This is a genomic window from Microscilla marina ATCC 23134 (assembly GCF_000169175.1).
Lineage (GTDB): Bacteria > Bacteroidota > Bacteroidia > Cytophagales > Microscillaceae > Microscilla > Microscilla marina.
This window is the reverse complement of the sequence record NZ_AAWS01000043.1, coordinates 1-15,609: the sequence shown is the minus strand read 5'-3', so window position 1 is coordinate 15,609 and position 15,609 is coordinate 1. Positions and strand designations below refer to the sequence as shown.

General features: G+C 46.6%; 3 protein-coding genes. All 3 read right to left on the bottom strand.

Annotated elements, in window-relative coordinates; translation table 11 throughout:
- Nucleotides 1-6: 6 nt before the first annotated feature.
- On the bottom strand, nucleotides 7-10,278 hold the full coding sequence (locus M23134_RS28090; protein WP_002702097.1) for an RHS repeat-associated core domain-containing protein: 10,272 nt from the start codon (nucleotides 10,276-10,278) through the stop codon (nucleotides 7-9).
- 81 nt (nucleotides 10,279-10,359) lie between these two features.
- Nucleotides 10,360-15,135: a hypothetical protein gene (locus tag M23134_RS28085; protein ID WP_045114505.1), complete on the bottom strand. Its 4,776-nt coding sequence runs from the start codon at nucleotides 15,133-15,135 to the stop codon at nucleotides 10,360-10,362.
- Between the two features lie 123 nt (nucleotides 15,136-15,258).
- The coding region (locus M23134_RS28080; protein ID WP_232296841.1) for a hypothetical protein at nucleotides 15,259-15,609 on the bottom strand (351 nt) is incomplete at its 5' end.

Here is a 15,609-nt window from a genome sequence, read left to right as displayed (position 1 = left end):
ACTTATCTACTTTAAAGCCCTCCCATTTACTCTTGTATTTTTTTGACTTCCTGTGTTTAAATTATTGTTATTATTCCTAGTAGGATTTTTTTCTCGCCCTAACTTCTTTTTCTTTAGTAAAAACTTCCGATTTATAGGACGTGCATACCTAAAGACTGATGGCTTATACTCCCCGTTAAATCTCCAATAAATAGGGGTTCTATAAGTTTTTAAAGACCTTGCAAGTCCTCTATACTTCTTTCCACCTTTAAACCGTAGGAACACCGCATAATCACCTTTTACTACAGAACCATTCCTTTGTACTATTTTATCTGCTCCTGTACCACAACCATTCAAATGGCAAAATGCATTTTTATGAAAAGCCTCAGAAGAGATTTTCCAAGGATCTAAACTCTCCTTTATACTTTTCTTTTTTCCGTCTGCTTCATAACCAGTATAGAGAGCTTCAGGTCCTGCGTGTCCAATATAACTAAAATCAGTAATTAAGTCTTTCCATCGCTTTGAACGCTTTCCGTTGACATACCCTCCGCTTTTATTTACATAGGTAACAAGTTGTTTGTTATTTTTAACAACAATAAAGTTAACCTTTGATTCAGCAGCAATGCGCTTATAATAGCTAAGTTGGATTTTTGTATAAGTACCCTCATATACAATGATAGTGGTAGCTTCACCATTTTGCGTTTTATTATTTTTTAAAGTTCTTGCCTCTTCTATGCCTGCCTGAAGAAACATACTTTTTTCAGGGTTATTAGGATAAGCTCGCCTATCAGCACTCAACGTTACACCTTGATTACCTATGACAACAATATTCTCTTTACCATCAGGATCAATAGTTATAATAGGATTATTACCCATAGCATGATAAGAACTTAAACTAGGGTACTTGCTTTCTTTTGGATCAGCACTCCACCACCGTCCTAATGCAGGGTTGTAAAGTCTTGCACCATAATCCTGAATCAGTTTGCCCCACTCCTGATCGTTCTCTTTGCCATTAAATCCATAACGGTAGTCACCAAAATCAGTTTTATTAAAAGTAATGCCCACTACTTCCAGCAAACTCCCCACATTAGGGGTAGGGTCGGTCAGTTTGAACACTACCTGGGTTTTGTCGCCTATAGCCTGGTAGCCTACCTGGTGGCTGCCCGCTGTCGTAAACACTTGCTCTTTGAGCACTTGACCACTCACCGAATCTTTGACCGTTATAGTGAGCTGATTGTCGCTGTTGGTTTCCAACACCAGGTCAAAACCAATTTGGTAAGTGCCTTGTACTTTCGAGTCATGGGTTTTACTTACCTCCCACAATGCCGTGGTGGGTGTCGTGCTCAAACTCACCTTAAGGGCGTTTTGCTGAGGGTCACCTTCCCACCCTTGTTGAGTAACCACTGTCCAGGCAGTAGGCAAGCTTGCCGGGGTCAGCATCGGGTCAATCTCATCGCCGGGCTGTTTCATCCCAAAGGGGTAGTAGTTTTTGAAGGTACGTACATTGGCATATTCGGTAAATAAGCCGTTTTCTTCTATATAACGTTTTTGGTCGGTCACTACCGAACGTACATTGCCCAAATGATCTTTGAGCTCGTAGCGTTTTTCGCCCACCAAACGCGCTACAGCATTGGTAATACCAGATACATTGCTCAATGGTTGACTAGTTTCTACCGTACCCAAACGCTCGCTGCCGTACAAACTTAACTCTTTTTGGGTGGTTTTCCAGGTACTATTGGTTTGGTCGTACGCCTGGTCATAAATCGCCATGGTGTTGCCGTCTACATCGCGGGTGTAGTAGCTCACTTTCACCTTTTCGGGGGCATCGGCAAAGCTTCTTACAAAACCTCCCCTGTTATCAGTGGCTGCCGCTATAGTAGGCGAATAGCTCACTTCTTTTTTGAGGCGGTTGCCGCTGGCATCGTACCAATAGCGAATGTGGGGCTTTTTGGAGGTGTCGGTGGCAGGGCGTACCTCGCTTACCTTGCCTTGTATGTTCCACACAATCACAATGTCTTCAGCGTGGTCGTGTACCAGGTTGCCTATGTCATCGTAGTCATACTGGTTGGTGCCCGTCACCTCTTTCTCAATTTTGTTGCCCGTCACTGCATCCGTCACTTTGTCCAGTTGGTTGATCGGCTGGGCAATGCCGTTGATGGTTTTGGTTTTGTAACTATAGGTCAAGTCATCCAGCAAGCTACCCGTTTTGTCGTAGCGTTTTAGGGTCAGCAAGTTGCCGTTGCCATCGTAGCTATAGTTGGTGTGCAAGGCGTTATTAGTAGCCGCAGTCGCCCAGGCGGTGCCGTTCCACTCATACATGTGCGCCGTTTTGATCCGGTTCAGGCGGTCGTACTTGTACTGAAAAGCCCTTTGTATCTGTTGGTGTTGGCTCACCCCTCGCAAGGCACTGGTCCAGGTAGCAATGTTGCCATTGTAGAGGTTGCGATTGGCGCCCGGTTTCAAAGTATAGGCTCCAGTATGGGCAAATGCCGAGTTACCGTTGTTGTGGACAAAATCGCCGTCGTAAAAAGTAAGCGACATACCCCATACATCGGGGGCAAAAGCACTGCCCGATTTACCATCGCCGCCCAAGTCTTGGTTTACATCCAGTATTGGGCTGTTCATTCCCTTGATCCACCCGTGGATGGTGTAGGCATAGTCTACGCCCTGAATTTTATCTTCGCCCAATTCGGTACGCTTGAGCGGTCCGTGCAAGTAATAGTCATACTTCGCGTCTTTGTCCCAAATATAGCCATCGCGCGAGGTTTCTACCAGGGTCAATCGGTTGTCTTCGTCGTAGGCATAACGGTGCAAGAAACGGTCGGCACGACTGGTATCGTCGTTGAACCTCACCTTGAGCACTTTGCCACTGATCAAGTCGTAGTCGTAGGCAAGGTGCATGCGGTAGTTGAATTTTTCGCTGCCCGTTTTGCCATTGTCTAAGCCGGGGGTTTCTTGCACCAGCCAGGTAACATTGCCGTGCGGATCATAGCTAAAATAAGTGCGCACGGGGTCGGTGCTGCCTTGGTTATACGCCAATGTATAGCTCACCCGGTTGCGCAAATAGGTCTGGGTATTGGCTTCATTGAAGTAAAAGGCATTTTTGTCTGTATGTTGGTCGTTGGCAAAGGCGCCCGGCACATTATAAAAGCTCAATACCTGCTCGCTCAGCCCGGTATTCGGGAAGGAATTGTTGCCCGCCAACACATCATTCAGGTTTACCTGCCCAATCTCAAAGGCATTCGCTGGAAAGGCCAGGGTTTGCCCATTGTCGATAAACTGGGTGGCACGCCCTGCCTCTATGGTTCTGCCCAAGGCATCATATTTTACATAAGCATAAGCATTTTCATCTTTTTGTTTGTCATTTTGCGAAAAGCGAATCCTCCCTTTGTCATCGTGCACAAAGTTGGTGGTGCCCCCATCGGGGGTATGTTGGTTCACCATTTGCCCCAAACTGTTGTAGTTGTAAGTAGTGCGCATAGTGTGTGCCGGGCGTTGGCTGCGGGTGGCCGTAGTTAAGGGCTTTACCCCAGCTGGCGGCACGGTTTGGGTCAGTTGCCCGGCGCGGTCAAAATAGTACAAGGTGTAGTGGTGTTGCTTTTGTTCAAAAGTGACCGATAGTTCATCGTCGGGCGCCACACAGTTGGCTTTGAACGTAGCCGCCAATACATCTTGTTGGTCTTCTATACACTTGCTGGTTTGGGTGTTGATGGTTTCTTTGGCATCTTGAAACGCCACATCAAACTCAAACCTGGGCAATTCAGGCTCTTTAGGTTTTACCTCTGGTGTTTTCCAGCGCAAGCTGAGGTCATATACCCGCTTTATGCGTGGTTTTTCAATGTGGGTATATTCACCCTTGACCACACACCCGTCTGGTCCGCTTATCTCAATATAATACCAACCCTCACTTTCCATTTTATCTCTCGGAATGGTATCTTTTATATCGGGTTCGGTAGACGACACAGCCGCCAATACGGTGGCTTCGTAGATGAAAGCATACTTGGTGGAGTCTTGTTCGTTGCCTGGGGTAAAGCTATCGTCAATGGGCAATTCATACCAGGTAATTTTATACGCTCCATTGGGGTATTGGGCTGCTCCCTCAGTAGTTAGTTCAGCGTGGGCTACTACTTCGCATTCTTGCAGCGCCACTTCTGCCACCAACAACTCTACCAGCGGTTTGTAAGCCTCTATGGTAAAGGGTTTCTCGTTGGGACAAATGCCACCTACGGTCACTATTAACTTATAGTCGCCCGGAGCGAGGTCTTCAATACTTGCCGCAGTAATTGTATTGCCCTGGTCGTCTTTCAATACTGTACCATCGGCTTTTTGCCATTCGTAGGTCACCTCTTTTTTGGCGCCTACCACCACCACATTGGCTTTGCCATCTTGAGCATTCAGGCAAGTTTCTGAGGTGGTATTCATCGTAATGTCTACTTCCAGGTCTTCTACTTCAAATGTCACCTTTTTTTGACAATTGTAGTTGTTCAGACCTCCATAAAAGTAAGCGGTATATTTACCTACTCCTATGTTGTCTATGTTCCAGCTATTGTTTGCGGGCAAGGTAGCTTCGGTTTTGCTGGCCACCAGTCCCGCGCTTTCGCTATACAACTCCATTTTAAATCCGCCAGCAGGCGCCAGGCTCAAGTCGTTGGTAGTAACCCCTACCTGAAACTGAATAGTTTTAGTACCCGCAGCATCACACACGTATTGAGGATCGTCGCCAAGCAATGAGGCGTTGATTCCCAAAGTTGCAAATTTGATATTTTTACGGGCTTCACAATAGGTTACTCTACAGGTGGTGCAGCCCGTACTTACAGGGTCCAGGTTTTTGTAAGCCTTTAGCACCAGGGCATACTCGGCACCTTGCACCGGATTGGGCACTGTCAATACCACATCGTCTACTGCCAGTATATTGCCTGCGTTGCTGATCACGGTTTCGGGTACGATTACATTGCCCTGTTCGTCGAGCAAGGCATAGGTATAGTCGGCAAAGCCAGCGGGTACTTTACCCGTGCGAATGTCAAAACGGATTTTGCTGTTGGCAAATACGCCCATTTTGCTGGCATCGCAGCTAATGGCACTCGTTTCGATGCCTGTAATGACCGGGCTGCCGTCGGTTACGGTGTTGCTACTGGTGGCTACACAGCCTTGGGCGGTGGTCAGGGTTACCTGGTAAGTACCCAAGGGCAAACTGCTCAGGTTCAGGGTTCCTGCGGTAGCGGTTTGGTCTACCAAATTGTTGTATAGGGCACCGTTTTTCAACACGGTGTAAGTAGCTGCTCCGCTAAAAGCAAGGTTAAAAGCAAGTTCTCCTCCCATGGCATTCATACAAGTAGTCACACTGGCTGACCCAGCAGTTACTTCTGGCAATGGGTGTACTATAACCGCCAAAGGGTTACTCAAGGCACCTTCGCCACAGCTATTGCTTCCTTTTACAGTGAGTTGCCCACTATGGCTCAGGGCAAAACTATAGGCAGGAGTATTGGTGGTGGTGATGGTAGGCGCAATATTGCTGTCGTCAGGGGTAAAAGTCCAGATATATTGACTGGCACCTGCAATGGCAGTAGTGCTAAAAGAGGCGGTTTGGTTGGCACAATCGGCAGCAGCTCCAGTAATGGTGCCCGTGCCAGTAGGCGTTGTACCTATAGACACGGCTTGCGTCACCACGGCAGTAACGCCGCAACTTCCAGTACCGCTTACTTTGATGGTGCCGCTGGCATTGCCCGCCAGAAACGTCACCGCAACCTGCGGAGTATTGGTACTAAATGTACCCGTTCTTCCGGTGCCTGCTTCTTCGAGCCCCGCCGAAAGTTCCCAATTGTAGGAGGTCACCCCGCTTACTCCTGTAGCCAGGTAGTTTTGAGTAGCCCCAGCGCATCCATTTGCGGTGCCTGTAATGCCTGTGAGGGTAGCGGTGCCTTTGTTGCTAAACTTGGCCAAATACCCATCTACACTGCCTTTGTTGGTGAGCGAAGTAGTATTACCATAGGTAGCAGTTGTAGCCAATCCACCAATCATGTAAAGCTCGTTTTGACCCACAATATTCAGGTTGTTTACCCAGAATGGCCAAGTGGAGTTTACAACCTTAGGTCCGGTAATTTTTTTATCTATTTGTTTTACTATTCCATCGGGGGTGTACTGCGCCACAAACCCTACCAGTCCTTCACTTTGCAGCAATTGTTGATTGGTGCCCAGGTAGGTTTGCCCTTGCGACCAACCGCCTACATAAACATCCCCGGTAGGCGCAAGCGCAATTCCGGTAGCTACTATGCCAAACGATGAATTACCTGCCTGCGCCCACTGAAGGCTTCCCTGAGCATTGTATTTCACCACAAACATATCAAATATGGAAGTACTGGAAGTAAGCTGTTGCCCATCAAAAGAAATGTTTTGATTGAAATAGCCCGCCAGGTATACATTGCCCGCTGCATCTACTACAGCTTTGGTTTGCACACTTTCGTTGCCACTGCCTCCACCCGATTTTATCCAGGCAAGCGTACCTGTAGGGGTATATTTGGCAACAAAAAAATCTTGCAAACCTTTGCTTTCAATGGTTTGCCCGGAAAAGGTACTAGTATCCGCAAAATTACCCAACAAATACGCATTTCCGGCTTGGTCTACCTCCATATTATAAGCGTGGTCAAGCGTATCGCTTCCTCCACTTTGTGCCCACAAAAAATTTCCATTGGCATCGTATTTTGCCAAAAATGGATCAGATCTACCAGCTGAGGTCATTTGTTTTGCCCCATTGAAATCTATGGTGCTATAAAACCAACCACTGACAAACACATTTCCTGATGGATCTACTTTTACCCCTTTGCCTTGTGCTACATGGGCATCGCTGCTGCGGTTGAACCACAGCAGGTTGCCCTGGGTATCATACTTGGCTACAAACATATTAGAATTTAATACATTATGGGGAGTGGGAGTAGCCACGACAATATGCTCGAAAGTAGCGGTACCTTTGAAAAAACCCGTCACATATACGTTTCCGGCGGCATCTACATCTATGTTATTGGCGTAGTCATCGAGGTTACCCCCGGCTTTTTTTGCCCACTGTAGCTTGCCATCTGGTGAGTATTTTGCCACAAACATATCATAAGCCCCACTAGTGCTTAATGTTACCTGGTGGGCGCCTTCGCCCAAAGTAAGTGTTTGGTTAAAAACCCCTGTCACATACACGTTTCCGACGGCATCGGTAGCCGAAGCATATACATCATCTAAACCTGACGAACCCAGTTGCCTCACCCACACCAAGTCATCGGTTTTGAGGGTCACCGTATCACTCAAGGTATTACAGCCTCCGCTTTGCATTACCTTCAGGTAATAGTCACCATCGCCCAAATTGGCAATAGTAAAAGGCGAGGTACTTACCGCCACGTCTTTGTGGGTGCTTACCTCTTGCCCGTTTTTAAACAAAGTGTAAGAAACCGCATCGGTGGTTACCTCTATACTACCATCGGCAGCCGTACTACAGGTGTTTTGCTGGGTAATGGTCAGAACCACATTAGCTCCCGCCTTTTGGGTCACGGCTAAAGTACTCTCTATTCCAGCACTGCACTGGGCATTGCTGCCTTTCACTGTAATGTCTCCACCATTGAAACTGCCCAATACATCTACATTGATGAAGTTGTCCTGGGTATTGATGGTGCCACTCACCCCGGTACCCGCTTGTACCATGCCCACGGGCAAGGTCCATACATATTCGTCGGCACCGCCAATGGCTGTTACCGAATAGTTGAGGTTTTGGGTAGCCACACATACCTCGCTTGCTCCACTGATGGTACCCGCTGTAGTAGGCACTGGGTTTATAATGACAATAAACTTACCGGGCAAGGTAGTGCAACCATTTTTGGTATAGGTTACTTGTATTTCATTGCCTCCGGTAGCGGCATTGGCACCTATGTTTACCGTCATCTGGTGGGTGCCTTGCCCTTGGGTAATGGTCCAACCTGCGGGCACGGTCCATTGATAGGCAGCATCGGCTACTAAAGGTACCGTATAGGTATGGCTGGTGTTTTGACAGGTAACGCCTCCGTTGCCAGCGGTACTAATGGGACCTACCTCTACTGCCTCTCCATAAGTAAGGTAATGTGTAATATTTTTTAAAGTACCCGTGGTTTGGTTGGCGTTGAGGGTTTGACTACTCGTATTGTGGGTAGTATTCAGCGTTTCCCAGTCGGTATTGTTGTACCACATCAATACTGGCTTGGCGGGCAAGTCGCAAGCGTTGGCAGTGCCTACTGCCGCCTGAAAGCTTACCGGAGAGGTACTTTTTACTACCCAATGCTCACAATCGTTCATTTTGTAACAAACACCTCCTACTGCTTGTCCAGTGGGTTGGTTGCTGCCCTTATAGTAAGCATTGATCCAGGCAAGGGTCGATAAGTTGCTGAGGGTGAGCGGATGTAATTGGGTACCATCGCCCAACGGAAAAGTAAAGTCTCCAGTGCCCTTTTTACGCACTTGCCCCGATGCGTGGCTGGTGGCAGAGATATTTTGGTAGCTTCCGTTGGTATCAAACGTGAGCAAGCCACTACTTTCGGGGGTAGCCTTGACCAACCCTTGAGCAAACTCAAGGGTACCTACAATATTGATATTGGTTTGCAGGTCTACATGGTTTGTAGTTTTGTTAATTTTTAAGTGATGAAAATCAGCCTCTCCGACTTTGCCCGTTACTGCTCTGATGGTTTGCAGGTTGTCTCCTTCTAATATGGTTTGCCCACCGCCAGCACCAAACACCACTTTACCTACAGCATGTTTTCTTTCCAGCACTATGTCGTGGGCAAAACGGTGCGTACCTGCCCCATATGCCATGTGTAGCTTTCCCTGACCTTCTACCCTTAGCAACAATGCCCCATGATAAATATTAGGGGTGGTGTTGGCTATGTGCCAGTCGTAGGCACCAGTGTGGTTAATGGTCATTTGTTTGTGGTAAGTATCCCCGTTGATAGAACCTCCAGGGTAAGAGCCAGATGAAAAAGACACATTGTTGTGATAAGTAGAGTTTTTACCAATGATTCGTACCGCTTTTACTGAGAGCTCGCCTTCCCACTGGTTATTTGTCAAATGCACGTTTTGTCCGGCATGCAGCTCTTGAGGGGTATTCCCTTGCTGGTGTACGTTTTTAATATCGAGCACTGTAGGATAGTAATTATTAGGCGCCAGTTTTAGTGCTTTTCCATCAGGAATAATGGTGGTTTGGTCTCCCCCAAAGTACATAAGGCTGTAAACATGCCCTCCCAAAGTTACATCTTCGTGAAAAATGTCTGGGTCTGTTCTGGAAACATACCAGCCATAGTTACTTGAATTAGAAACCGTAAAAGATGCTTCTTGATGATAGGTATTGCCATAACTCTGACTCTGTGGATAATGACCTGCCTCAAATATGGCTTCTCCATGATATACAGAGTAGGCACTTAAAACCCTCGCATTGACAGAAGTTACTGCGGCGGCTTCCCAAATACAGTTTTTCAGAACCAATGTGCCTTGAAGATCAAAGTTTTGTAGAGTGCTTCCTTTTTGATGTAGTTTGATGAGGGACAGCCCAGCAAATGTTGAATTATTTTGGTCTATCAACACTTTTTTCCCATCCAACAGGGTAGTTGTAAAACTTTGACTTCCTACGGTTACATAAGTTCCACTATCTCCACCTACAATGATGTGGCTTTTAAAGGTGTCTGCTGCTGCATAGGAAACGTACCAGGCCGATCCACCTTTGCCTATAAAAGTAGCCTCTTGGTGGTAGGTATTACCATTGCTATAAGACGCGTTAAGCATTTTGGTAAAACGCACCTTTTCGTGAAACTGTGAACTTGTTAAATTCACCTCCCTGGCAACAGCTTCTACCTCAGTAAATAAAGTAGCATTGGTAGTGAAGAAATCATGCGTATTGCTGCCATTACTTATCAGTTTTCCACCATTGAGTTGCCCATTAGTAATAGTTGAGCTTCCGTTAACCGTCAGGGTGTTAGCAGCGCCAATATTAACCGTGGCTACATTGGTTACCCAAAAGCCGGCAGTGGTATGCGAGCCATTCAGGTTCACGGTTCCTGCATTAATTTTTACGTGATCGGTAGCCAATGGCACCCTGCTCTGATCCCAGTTGGCAGCAGTGTTCCAATCGTTGTTGTTGTGGCCTCCCAGCCAGGTATTGTAGGTGACCTGTGCCTGGGCAAAGTGACTGATTGCCAATAGGCTTACCAAAAGCAGGCCTGCCTTCAGCGTAGACCAACCGCGCCCAAATTTCCCTAAATACTTGGGGGGTTTGTTTTTTTTCAAAGTTTGATGCTTTTTCATGCGTATAAAATTTTCAAAGCGATGTTTTTTGTGAATAAAAAGCACAGGCCGATCCACTCAGCCTGGCCTACTTCTGAAGGTTTATTTTTTATCCTTTTCAAATGTTTGCCCATTGACCTTCACCTCTTCCTTTTTGGTCGTTTCATTGGTTGATATTTCTACCTTGAGCTTGGTCAGCGGCGACAGGTGGTCTCCCAATGGTTTATTGGGGTGAGGCATCGTATTATTTGCCTTGTCAGTGCTGATGCCTTGAGTCCCCTCTGGGTTTTCGTCCAGCGCAGAAGGTATCTTGGTAGTACCACACACATTGGGCATATCAATCAATGGCGCCATCGTGGTTACTTCCAGGTAGCGTAGCCACTCAAAATAGCTCAGAGGCTTGTTCGTAAAATCTTTGATTTTGGTCGTATCGCCCCGGTAATTGATCGTTACCAACGTATCGGTGGTTTGGGTAAAATCACTGTTAAAATTTCCTTGGTTTCGGTAGTGCATTACTCCGTAAATATCGCTGGTGGCAGCGCCCCCTCCCACGCCATACTCTATGACAGGCACAGTATAGGTTTTGGTAGTGTCTTGCAGGTATTTGCACGAGGCGGTTTTGCTTTGGTAAGAAGTCACCATTGCCCGACGCTTGCATTCATCTACCAGTACATTTGCCAGTACTTGTATGTCTTCCTGAGATATTTGGCTTTCACTTTTTACATCCCCTTTACAGTCTACTATTTCGTAGCATTTTTTCTGAAGAGTGTCCTGTAGCATTTTCATAAATACAATGCGGCTTGAGTCGCAGAAGTTGACCACCTGTTGATTCATTTTATTGATCTGCACCTCCACCATGGTAGGCAGGCGATTGCCTTGGTCATCCTTAAAGCCATTGTTTTTCAATGCGTCATAGTCGTCTACTTTGGTGTCGTCTTTCCAGGTTTTCACCTCACCGCTGGCGTCAATGTATACAGGAGAGACAAAATCTTTGGCTTTGACCAATTCGTCATATTCGCCCTTGAGTCCTCCCGATTTAAACCTACGCAACATTTGCAAAAACACTTCCCGCTGGGCGGCTGTCCAGTCTTTGCCTGTAATATCGCACTGTACCTCGCCTATGCCACAAAAATTACAACCATCAAAGTCACGGTAACAGGTCAATACTTCTACTACTTTGTTGCTGTCTATGGCATAATGAAAATACTTGAAAGCATACACTGGGTCTAAAATATGGGCAAACTTGTTTTGTGAGCCCATCATCACTGCCCACTCACGGTCGGGATAATAGCTTCGGTCGATACCATTGTATGCCTTGCTGCGGCGCGCCAGGTTTACAGTGGCTGTATCTGCAAACACCTTTTGGTAGTAGTCGTCTACACTGCTGGCGTAGGTGCTTTGCTCGGTAGGCAAGCTGGTTAATACGTCCTGGCTCAAAGGGGTATGGCTTCCTTGAGCCAAGTGTTGGTTATCTATGACTTTGGCAAAACGATACCCCGTACAGTTCAAATACTCCTCTACCAGGTGTTGCGAGTACTCTATCTCAATTTTATTGTCTTTTTGGTTGTTAGTGCCAGAAGTTACCTGTTGGTCCCGCATTTTTTTGCTCAACTTACTTTTGAGCACTTTTTTCAAAAACCAACGCACCAAAGGGTTTTTGGGCAAGGCATCGTCAAAGGTACTATCGTGTACTTTAGGGTCACCTGTTCTGTCGTCTACCTCTTTAGACACTCCCCCCGAACCAGCTTTGTAATTAATGGCAATGCTCCCATCAGGGTCTACTTGTGCCTTTAGCTTGGCCAGCTCCGACTGCCAGCATTTGAACAAGTCTTCGGCGTAGTATTGGGCTGTTTTGTCGGTGTCGTTGGGGTCTACGGCAAGCTTCAAAGACTGACCACAAGCATCCTGACGATTGGTTGCCAGTGTATCATACACTACATTATGGTCTTTGTCTTTGCCACTGGCGTTGTAGGTATCGGTCAGCATGTGGTGGGTCATCAGGCTGAAAGTGCCCGGCTCGTACCACCCTTCCATATAAGGCGCCAAAAACTTATAATAAATGTACTTTACCCGGTCTTTGGCTGCTTTTCGCGCTTCCGCCAAACTTTGGTTTTGAGTGTCTATGCCCAACAGGTTCAACTGACCTTGGGTAAGGTCGTTGCCCAGGTAAATGTAAGAAGACTCAAAAGTAGCTTCGGTCATCAATTTGCCTCCGGCATCAGCCACCAGCTGGGTAATGGTATCGGATATACTGCCTATACTTTCGGGCACTATTTTCCAGAAAAAACTATAGGCAAAGCCTTCAAAGTCAGGAAAAAACTCAGTTTTGCCAGGCACAAATTGAACAAACGGATTGACCCGATATTTACCATCCCCATCTTGGTCTTTGAGCTCATATACCATATTTTTAAAGTCGAACACCGTACTTAGGTTAATAGGCACGCGAATGATGCCGCAACCCGGATTGGTAATTTCTATGTCGTAAGGAACCTTAAGCGCCACGGCGTGTTGATCAGTAAAAAACGGGGTGGTGCCCAAGTCTGCCTGATATTTGGCATCCAGCGCAGCAAAGTTTCCAGAAACTCTAGCCGCGTCAATATCGTTTTGCAGGGTTGTTACCTTATCAAAAAAAACTTGAATGTCGTTGTTACACTTTACACTGTCCATCCACTTGCCCAACATAGTAATCAAGGGCTGAATACCGCCTGCTACTTGGTTTTGGGCGTTTAGCACTGCTGGGGGCAGTTGTCGGGTACCTGCCAAATTACGGGGGCTCAACTGCTTTTCTATCAAATAGGCACCCGGTTCCAGCGTGAGGTTGGCAAACTGTGTATTCATTCCACACACCACGTTTACATCCTCACTAATCAGTATTTGGCTATTGGCTGCGAGGGGGTTCCAGCCTGTACCAGGTGTAGTACCCAGGTTTTTTACCCAAGGGGTGGCAGGGTCAGCGTCTTCATCCAGTTTGTGAATCACCACCCTCAGGGCAAAATCACACCCACTCACAGGGTTGGTACAGTTTGCCTTGTAGCTAAAGGTAAGGGGACTTTCATTGACCAGGTACAAGCGTTTGCTCGACACCACTTTGGTAAACCCCTGATGGTTGGCGTTGATCTTGAGGGTTTCGGTAGTAGCAGGTATTACCCCGTCTTTGAGCCCGTTCATGTTGTCTTGTTCCTGGTAGGCAAGGCAAGTCGCTATCACCTTCCCTTCTTTAGAGGCATAGCTAATGCTTGCGGTACCGTTTTGGTCTATATTAATGGTTTTGAGCACACTACTGGCGGCAGGTGCTTCATCTCCAAACAAACGGATCAATTCGTTTTCGGTCGCAGTAGAGTAAAAGGTTTTGACAGTTTTGCCGCCTCCCCCAATCATGTGGGTTTTGCCTACCCCCGATTGCTCTTTTACTTTGCCATCCTGGTAAAAAAGGGTGCGGGTAAATGCATACCCTTCAGCGTCAGGAATTTGATTTTTTCCGGTATAATAATTAAAAGGGTTGCCCGTGGACTGGTCTATTTTGGCAGGGTTGCGGTAGTTGGCATCCTTGTCAAAGTGTTTGGGGCGATATAATTGCTGATTGCTTTGGTTTTTTACCAAACCCTCATAATACCCCTTCAACCCTTGGTTTTGCAAAGGTGCTGGCAATGTAGCCATTACTGGTCGTCCACTGTAGTCATACATTTGTTGGGTAACCAGGGTGGTTTGCTTAGAAGGCAGGTAAGTCTGGGTTTGTTTCACTTGGTTTAGCTTGTTGGCATAGGTAATACTTTCGCTTACCCGGTTGCCTTCGGTAAAAGTACGACTGTACATATTGTTGCGGCCTTCGTCAGGGTCTACAAAGTGAAAAACGTCTACTTCCCGCTGGTTTTTGTCGCGGGGTTTCAGGGTGCCATTTTTAAGGTCAACCACTACCCATTTACCACCGAAAGAATGAGAGCCGGGCACATCATCGCTTGACCACTGCCCCCAGTTTTTGGCATTGGCCACCCCACCCGGGTAAAGTGTACCTATGGGGCGTATTCTCCACACATAGTACCCTGTGCCTTCGGCAAGGGTCATAGACAATGTTTTTTGACTGCTTTCGGTTTCTAAGGTGAGCGCCCGTTTCCAATCTATTGCTGTCAGAATAATGAGTTCCTGTTTGATTTGTTTTTGCAGCTGATCAACGCTTGCTACAGTAGCAATGTTATTTGCCCAGGTAAACCAATCATAACTGTTGTTGTCTGGGTTTACATAGTTGTGCAAACGCAACACCTGGATTTGATAATTGGGCATGTAGTCATCACTGTTCCAGCTAAACGTAGCTTTTTTACCTTCAAGGTCTACCTTCAGGTTGTTGGCGGTTACTCCTGCGGCACCTATACCATAAGCAATGTCATAACTTGCTACTACCCGAAGACTGGCTTTGAGGGCATTTTCAAGATTTTGCTTTTGGGTAGGGTCTGCCACATTTACTGTTACCTGACGGGCAGTAATGGCTATTTTAAATGCATCAAAGTTGTTGATGGTACTGGCAAAGTCAAAGTGGTACAGCCTTTCGGGTACCTTGGCACTAATCTCTAGTTGACAGTTGCAGAGGTTTTGCACAAAATTACCGTCCTTTTCTCCGGTAACGGTTACCTCCAGACTTGTCGTAAAGTCCAAATCTCCAAAACTGTAGGTTTCACCCAGGTCTAGTTGAACTTTTAGTCTTGCCTCGCCTATGCTTGTCGACGGACTGACAGGTAACGGCAAGTGTACAGTCTGACCAGCATTGGCGGCACCTTGTATGCGTTGGTGGGTATAATGGCTGTTTTTGTACACCTGTGCCTGGGTACAGGCAAGCCCCACTACTGCCCAGGCAACCACCGTAAGTATATATTTTAAATGATTCATTTTTTTCAAATTTGATTGTCAGTAACGTGTTCGCCCCGTAAACGGGATTTCGGGCGTAGCCCTCAACAATAACCCCGATAAGAAATCGGGGCTTTGAAGCTGTCCGTTTTTTGAGCACGTTACTTAGCGACTTGTTTCTAAAGTATAACCTTGGTACTTGCCCCCTTTGATGGCTGCCTGAGCAGTGGCGGGCACATACCCTTTGTAATGCGCATTGAGTTGCAGGTAATAAATCTCCTGGCTTGTGAGCACATGGGCTTTGGTAAAGCGAACCACTTGTTTTTCAAGGAACCTTTTTGTTGGGTTAAAATAATACACCACTTCTTTTACCTTGAACTTTTGTTGTGCCTTGGGCGCTACCTGCATCGTGATAAGCTTGATGGGTTGGTTTTTATAAGTGCCCTCCTTCACTTTTACCACTTTGCTTTGCGCAAACAACTCTTGCTGCAAACGAGTCATATTTGCGCATAGGCT

Bases quoted from the DNA above. Each gene is read 5' to 3' on its own strand.
- M23134_RS28090 (WP_002702097.1), bottom strand. From the start codon at position 10,278: ATGAAAAAGCATCAAACTTTGAAAAAAAACAAACCCCCCAAGTATTTA.
- M23134_RS28085 (WP_045114505.1), bottom strand. From the start codon at position 15,135: ATGAATCATTTAAAATATATACTTACGGTGGTTGCCTGGGCAGTAGTG.